General features: G+C 71.0%; 4 pseudogenes. 3 read left to right on the plus strand and 1 reads right to left on the minus strand.

Features of this window, described 5'->3' with window-relative positions:
- Nucleotides 1–733: 733 nt before the first annotated feature.
- From JNW89_RS21685 to pulA, 3 pseudogenes are all read left to right on the plus strand, one after another.
- Nucleotides 734–955: pseudogene (locus JNW89_RS21685) on the plus strand (DUF3040 domain-containing protein); the annotation flags it as partial.
- 36 nt (nucleotides 956–991) lie between these two features.
- A pseudogene (locus JNW89_RS21690) lies at nucleotides 992–1,201 on the plus strand (cellulose-binding protein); the annotation flags it as partial.
- Between the two features lie 163 nt (nucleotides 1,202–1,364).
- Nucleotides 1,365–6,866, plus strand: a pseudogene (gene pulA, locus JNW89_RS21695) (pullulanase-type alpha-1,6-glucosidase).
- A 193-nt stretch (nucleotides 6,867–7,059) separates the two neighbouring features.
- Here pulA and JNW89_RS21700 read toward each other — a convergent pair.
- Nucleotides 7,060–7,423, minus strand: a pseudogene (locus tag JNW89_RS21700) (hypothetical protein); the annotation flags it as partial.

Below are 7,423 nucleotides of genomic sequence, written 5' to 3' on the forward strand. Positions count from 1 at the left end.
GCCGGGCTCGTCACCGTCGTCCAGTTGGGGCAGTCCGGTGCCGGCCGGCTGGTGGAACGACTGCCGGCCCAGCCTCCGGGCCGACCCACTGCGGGCCGCGGGGGGCCGGCTGGGTGGCGTACCCGGCGTGCGGCTGGCCGGGGTCGACCTGGCCCTGGTACTGCACGGCGTACGGCGTGGAGCGGTGGACGTCGCGGTATCCGTCCGGGGTGGGGTGTTGTCCAGGGGTCCAGCCGCGGTCTTCCCACGGTCCGCGCGGTGGCACATTCTGGTCGGCCATGCACCAATCCCGATTTCTTCAAGGCGCCGACACGCTGCGACCGGAGCGGGGCGGAGGGTGCGGCGACTGTTGCCTGAGGGGGTTGCTACGGGACGGTAACCATGGGGTGGAGGGCCTTCAAGGCGCTCACCAGCGGCTCCGGAGGGCACTTAAGACACCGCTCAGCGGGCCCCCCGGCGGTCCGGTTTCCGCCCTGCCGGGTGCCGACGTCCGGAGCAGGGGCGACTCGGTCCCCCAGGGTCGGGACGTAACGTTTCCGGCCCACGCGACGCTTTTAGCCGCGTTCACGGGCACAGCGAAACTTAAGGAAGGGATAAGCCTGCGCTGAGCCGTTCCTGACCCGCGTCCCGCCACCTCGTCGGCGGCGCAAAGTGGCAGCAGCGGAAGGGCGTGAGCCGCCGCAACAGCGGGTAAGCCGCCGGACCGCTGAAGCCGTGAGGGGAAGGCATCGCCATGCTCAGCAAAGAGGATCAGCGCAGATTCGACCAGATCACCCGTCAGCTCCGGGAGAGCGATCCACGGTTCTTCGCCCGGCTCGACCACCGGGCCCAGGCCCGGCGAGGCCGGTATCTGATGCTGTTGACCGTCGTCCTGTGGGCCTCGCTGCCGGCGATGACCGTGCTGGCCGGCCGGCTGGCCGGCGCGGTCTGTGCCGTGGTGCTGCTCGCCAACGCCGCCGCCGGTCCCCGCCCCTGGACGGTGCGCCTGGTGCTGCCGGCCGGCAGCCGCGTGGCCAGCTCCTGGGTGGAGGGTGCGCCGCAGGGCACCTCCCGGATGTCCGACGGCGTCTTCACGTACACCAGCGGGGTGGACCTCGACGGCGGCGCGTCCGTGGCGCTGCGGTTCCACCTCGAACACACCGGCGACTACGCCCGCCCGAGCGAATGCACCGTCGACGGCGCCGCCTGCGCCGGCCTCTGATCCACCCGCTGTCCGGTAGTGCGGGGTGACCTTTCCATGCCGGCGGAACGACCGCGCGTTTCGCAAGAAGGCTGCTTTGTTGCGACCATGTTTGCAAGGTATTGCAGAATGTTTCGGCAAGAGCTAGCGTGCGGGCGAATCAGCGACCAGAGGAAGGCCGTCGATGAAACCCCCGCCGATATCTCGCAAGGCACTGCTCGCCTTGGTCTCCACCCTCACCCTCACCCTCGCCCTCGTCGGCGTCCCGGTCGCCGTCAACCAGCTCGGCGCGGACGCCACCGACCGGACGCCCACCGTCGACACCCTGGCCGCGGCCGGCGCCGCCCAGTGGGGCGCCGAGCCCTCGACCGACGCCCTGCTGAAGGCCGGCGCCGGCGCGGGACGCGCCGAGCAGTTCTACTTCGTACTGCCGGACCGGTTCGCCAACGGCGACGAGCGCAACGACTCCGGCGGCCTCACCGGCGACCGCCTGCGCACCGGGCTGGACCCGAAGGACAAGGGCTTCTACCACGGTGGCGACCTCAAGGGCGTCATCGACAAGCTGGACTACATCCAGGGCCTGGGTACGACCGCCATCTGGCTCGCGCCGATCTTCAAGAACCGCCCCGTGCAGGGCAGCGGCGCGGACGTCTCGGCCGGCTACCACGGCTACTGGATCACCGACTTCACCCAGGTCGACCCGCACTTCGGCACCAACGAGGAGATGCGGAAGCTGGTCAAGCTCGCCCACCAGCGCGGCATCAAGGTCTACCTTGACGTCATCGTCAACCACACCGCCGATGTCATCAAGTACGGCGAGGACAAGTACGCGTACGTCGACAAGAAGACCTCGCCGTACACCGACGCGCAGGGGCGCGCCTTCGAGGACCGCAACTACGCCGACGGCACCCGGGACTTCCCGACGGTCACCGCGGACGCGGGCCCGTACACGCCGACCTTCGCCACCCCCGCCGACGCCAAGGTGAAGGTGCCGGCCTGGCTGAACGACCCGACGATGTACCACAACCGCGGTGACTCGACCTTCGCCGGCGAGAACAGCGAGTACGGCGACTTCTTCGGCCTGGATGACCTGTGGACCGAACGTCCCGAGGTGGTGCAGGGGCTGACCAAGGCCTACGGCGACTGGATCGCCAGCACCGACGTCGACGGCTTCCGGCTCGACACCGTCAAGCACGTCAACCTCGACTTCTGGCCGCAGTTCAGCCGGGGCATCAAGCGGGCCGCCGACGCCGCCGGCAAGAAGGACTTCTTCATGTTCGGCGAGGTCTACAGCGCCGACCAGGAGGTCACCTCGACCTACGTACGGCGCGGTGGCCTGCCGGCCACCCTGGACTTCTCCTTCCAGGAGGCCGCCCGCGGCTACACCGCCGCCGACGGCTCCGCCAAGGCCCTCGCCGACGTGTACGCCCGCGACGACCTGTACGCCGCCCGGGACACCGGCGCCAACCGGCTGACCACCTTCCTCGGCAACCACGACATGGGCCGGATCGGCTCCTTCGTCGCCGCCTCCGGCGGCGACGACGCCACCCAGCTGCGCCGCGACCAGCTCGCCCACCAGCTGATGTTCCTCACCCGGGGCCAGCCGGTCGTGTACTCCGGCGACGAGCAGGGCTTCACCGGCCCCGGCGGCGACAAGGACGCCCGGCAGGACATGTTCGCCAGCAAGGTGGCGGACTACCTCGACGACGACCTGATCGGCACCACCCGCACCCACGCCGACGACCAGTACGACACCGGTCACCCGCTCTACCGCACCATCGCCGAGCTGGGCACGCTGCGCCAGGCCCACCCGGCGCTGCGCGACGGCATCCAGGTCACCCGGTACGCGGCCGACGGCGCCGGCGTCTTCGCCTTCTCCCGGATCGCCCCGGCCGACCGCACCGAGTACGTGGTGGCCGTGAACAACGCCGCCACCACGCAGTCCGTCTCCGTCGACACCTGGTCCGCCGGCACCGCCTTCACCGGCGTCTACGGCGGCGCGGCCACCGCCACCGCCGGAGCGGACGGCAAGCTCGACCTGACCGTGCCGCCGATGGCGGCCGTGGTGCTCAAGGCCGGCCGGCCCATCCCGCAGGCCACCGCCGCGCCGAGCATCACCCTCACCGCGCCCGGCGCCGACCCGGTCGCCACCCGGGCCGCCGTCACCGCCCAGGTCACCGGCGACCCGCTGGCCACCGTCACCTTCGCCGCCCGGGTGCCCGGCGGCAGGTGGACGCTGCTGGGCAGCGCGCACACCGCCCCGTACACCGTCCACCACGACCTGACCGGCCTGGCCGGCGGGACCAAGGTCGAGTACAAGGCCGTCGTCCGTGACGGCAAGGGGCGGACCGCCGGCACCCGCGCCACCGGCGTGGTCGGCACCCCGGCGCAGAGCGCCGCTCGGGACTGGGCGGTGGTGCACTACCAGCGCCCGCCGGCGGGTACGACGACTGGGGGCTCTACACCTGGGGTGACATCGACCCGGCGTACGCCACCGAGTGGCCCAAGGGGCAGCCGTTCGCCGGTGAGGACTCCTACGGCCGGTTCGCCTGGGTCAAGCTCAAGCAGGGCGCGAAGTCGGTCGGCTTCCTGGTCGTCGACTCCAACGGCAACAAGGACGTCGCGAACGACCGCACCATCGACGTGACGCAGACCGGCGAGGTCTGGGTCAAGCAGGGCGACCCGACGCTGTACCCGACCCGGCAGGCCGCCACCGGCGAGCCGGACCCGGCGGTCGACGAGAGCACCGCGGTCATCCACTGGCGCAAGGCCGACAACGACTACGCCGGCTGGGGGCTGCACCTCTGGGACGGCGCCGCCAACCCGACCGACTGGTCCAACCCGCTCAAGCCGGAGAAGATCGACGCCTTCGGCGCGGTCTTCCGGGTGCCGCTGGCCGCCGGCACGACCGGGCTGAACTACATCATCCACTCCGGTGACACCAAGGATCAGCCCGACGACCAGCGGCTGGACTTCGCCAGCGCCGGGCGTGAGGTCTGGCTGCTCGCCGGGGTGAAGGGCCGGCTGCTGCCGCCCAGCTCCTCCGGTCCGCGCGGACCTGGACATCACCAAGCAGAAGGCGCACTGGATCGACCGGTCCACCGTCGCCTGGCTGACCGGTCCGACCGACGGCAAGCAGTACGCCCTGGTGGCCGCCCCGGCCGGCGGGCTGAGCATCGCCGACGGCGAGCTGGCCGGGACGTACACCTCGCTGCCGCTGCGGGCGCAGCGCAACGGGCTCACCGAGGCCCAGCGGGCGGCCTTCCCGCACCTGTGGTCCTACCGCACCTTCACGCTGGACCGGGCCGACCTGGCCAAGGTCCCGGCGGCGCTGCGCGGGCAACTGGTGGTGACCGAGCGCGACGCCGAGGGCGTGCTGCTCGGCGCGACCGGCGTACAGATTCCAGGCGTGCTCGACGACGTCTATGCCCGGGCCACCGACGCCAGGCTGGGCGCCACCTTCGCCGGTCGGGTGCCCACCCTCGCCGTCTGGGCGCCCACCGCCCGAACGGTGTCGCTCCAGCTCTTCGACTCGCCCACGGCCGAGCCGAGGACGGTGGCGATGAGTCGCAACGAACGCACCGGCGTCTGGTCGGTGCGCGGCACGAAGGCCTGGGCCGGCAAGTACTACCGTTACCAGGTCGAGGCATGGCAGCCGGCGGCGCAGAAGGTGGTCACCGCCGCGGTGACGGACCCGTACTCGGTGGCGCTCGCGCCGGACTCGACGCACAGCCAGATCGTCGACCTGTCCGAGGAGTCGCTGGCCCCGTCCGGCTGGGCCGACCTGCGCAAGCCGCCGGCGGTGCCGGCGTCGAAGGCGCAAATCTCCGAGCTGTCGGTACGGGACTTCTCGATCGCCGACGCCACCGTGGCGGCGGAGAAGCGGGGCACCTACCTCGCCTTCACCGACCCCAACACGGCCGGCATGAAGCACCTGAAGGCGCTCGGCGACGCCGGGGTCAACTACCTGCACCTGCTGCCCTCGTTCGACTTCGCGACCATTCCCGAGAAGCGGGCCGCCCAGCAGCAGCCCGACTGCGACCTGGCGAAGCTGCCGCCGGACTCCGACCAGCAGCAGGCCTGCGTGGCGAAGGTCGCCGAGTCCGACGGCTACAACTGGGGGTACGACCCGCTGCACTACACCGTGCCGGAGGGCGGCTACGCCGTCGACCCGGCCGGGGCGAAGCGGACCACCGAGTTCCGGCAGATGGTCGCCGGGGTCAACGGCGCCGGGCTGCGCGTGGTGCTGGACGTGGTCTACAACCACACCTCCGCCGCGGGCACCGACCCGAAGTCGGTGCTCGACCAGGTGGTGCCGGGCTACTACCACCGGCTACTGGAGGACGGCAGCGTCGCCAACTCGACCTGCTGCGCCAACACCGCGCCTGAGCACGCCATGATGGGCAAGCTGGTGGTGGACTCCCTGGTCACCTGGGCCCGGGCGTACAAGGTGGACGGCTTCCGGTTCGACCTGATGGGTCACCACCCGAAGGCGAACATCCTGGCCGTGCGGGCCGCGCTGGACCAGCTCACCCCGGCCCGCGACGGCGTGGACGGCAAGAAGATTCTGCTCTACGGCGAGGGCTGGAACTTCGGCGAGGTCGCCAACGACGCCCGGTTCGTGCAGGCCATTCAGGCCAACATGGCCGGGACCGGCATTGGCACCTTCAACGACCGGCTCCGCGACGCGGTGCGCGGCGGCGGTCCCTTCGACGGCAACCCGCGGATCCAGGGCTTCGCCTCCGGTCTCTACACCGACCCCAACGGCGACACCGTGAACGGGACGGCGGCCGAGCAGAAGGCGCGGCTGCTGCACCAGCAGGACCTGATCAAGGTGGGGCTCGCCGGCAACCTGCGGGGCTACCGGTTCACCGACTCGTCGGGCCGGCAGGTCACCGGCGCCCAGGTGGACTACAACGGCTCGCCGGCCGGCTACACCGCCGCGCCGGGCGAGGCGGTCACCTACGTCGACGCGCACGACAACGAGATCCTGTACGACGCGCTGGCGTACAAGCTGCCGCAGGGCACCTCGGCGACCGACCGGTCGCGGATGCAGGTGCTGGCGTTGGCGACCACCACCTTCGGGCAGGGGGCGGGCTTCGTCACCGCCGGCTCCGAGCGGCTGCGCTCGAAGTCGCTGGACCGCAACTCGTACAACTCCGGTGACTGGTTCAACCAGATCCGGTGGGACTGTGCGCAGGGCAACGGGTTCGGCGTCGGCCTCCCGCCGGAGCAGGACAACAAGGACAAGTGGCCGTACGCGAAGCCGCTGCTGGCCGATCCGAAGCTGGTGCCGGACTGCGCCGCGATCAACCTGGCCGACGCCCGGTACGCCGAGCTGCTGCGGATCCGGGAGTCCTCGCCGGTGTTCGGGCTGGCCACCGCCGGCCAGGTGCAGCGGCGCGTCGCCTTCCCGCTCTCGGGCGAGAGCGAGACGCCGGGCGTGCTGACCATGACCCTGGACGCCCGCGGGCTGGACGGGAGGTGGAAGTCGCTGACCGTCGTCTTCAACGGCACGCCCGAGACGGCGAAGCAGACGGTGACCGGCCTGCGGGGCGCGGACGTCGCGCTGCACCCGGTGCTGGTGAACTCGGCCGACCCGGTGCTCCGGACGGCCTCGTTCGACCGGGCGGCCGGCACGTTCACCGTGCCGGCGCGCAGCGTGGCGGTCTTCGTCCAGCGCTGATCCGGCGACGGTCCGGCCCCCTGCCACCGAAGTGGCAGGGGGCGGACCTGTGTGTGGATCCCGACGCTGACCGGCGGTCAGTTGAAGCAGTCCTTGACGGTGCCGGCGCAGTTGGTGGGGTCGTTGTTGGTCACGGTCGACTTGTCGTCGAGGCGGACCTTGCCGTCGTTGTTGAGCCGACGCTGACCGGCGGTCAGTTGAAGCAGTCCTTGACGGTGCCGGCGCAGTTGGTGGGGTCGTTGTTGGTCACGGTCGACTTGTCGTCGAGGCGGACCTTGCCGTCGTTGTTGAGGATGCCGCCGGCGACTCGGTGCTGCTTTGAGGCGTCGGTGGCGGTGTTCTTGGTGACGTGGGTCTTGGTCAGGGTGACGGTGCCCTTGTTGTTGAAGATGCCGCCGCCGTTGAGGGCGGTGTTGCCCTTGACCTCGGTGTCGCGCAGGGTGAGGTGGGCGCCGTCGCGGTCGCGGTCGCGGTCGTTGTCGTGGTCGTTGTTGTCGTTCTTGTCGTTCTTGTCCTGGAAGCCTTCGGCGAGTTTGACGTCGGCCTTGCCGTTGAAG

It is taken from the genome of Micromonospora sp. 4G55 (assembly GCF_016803375.1).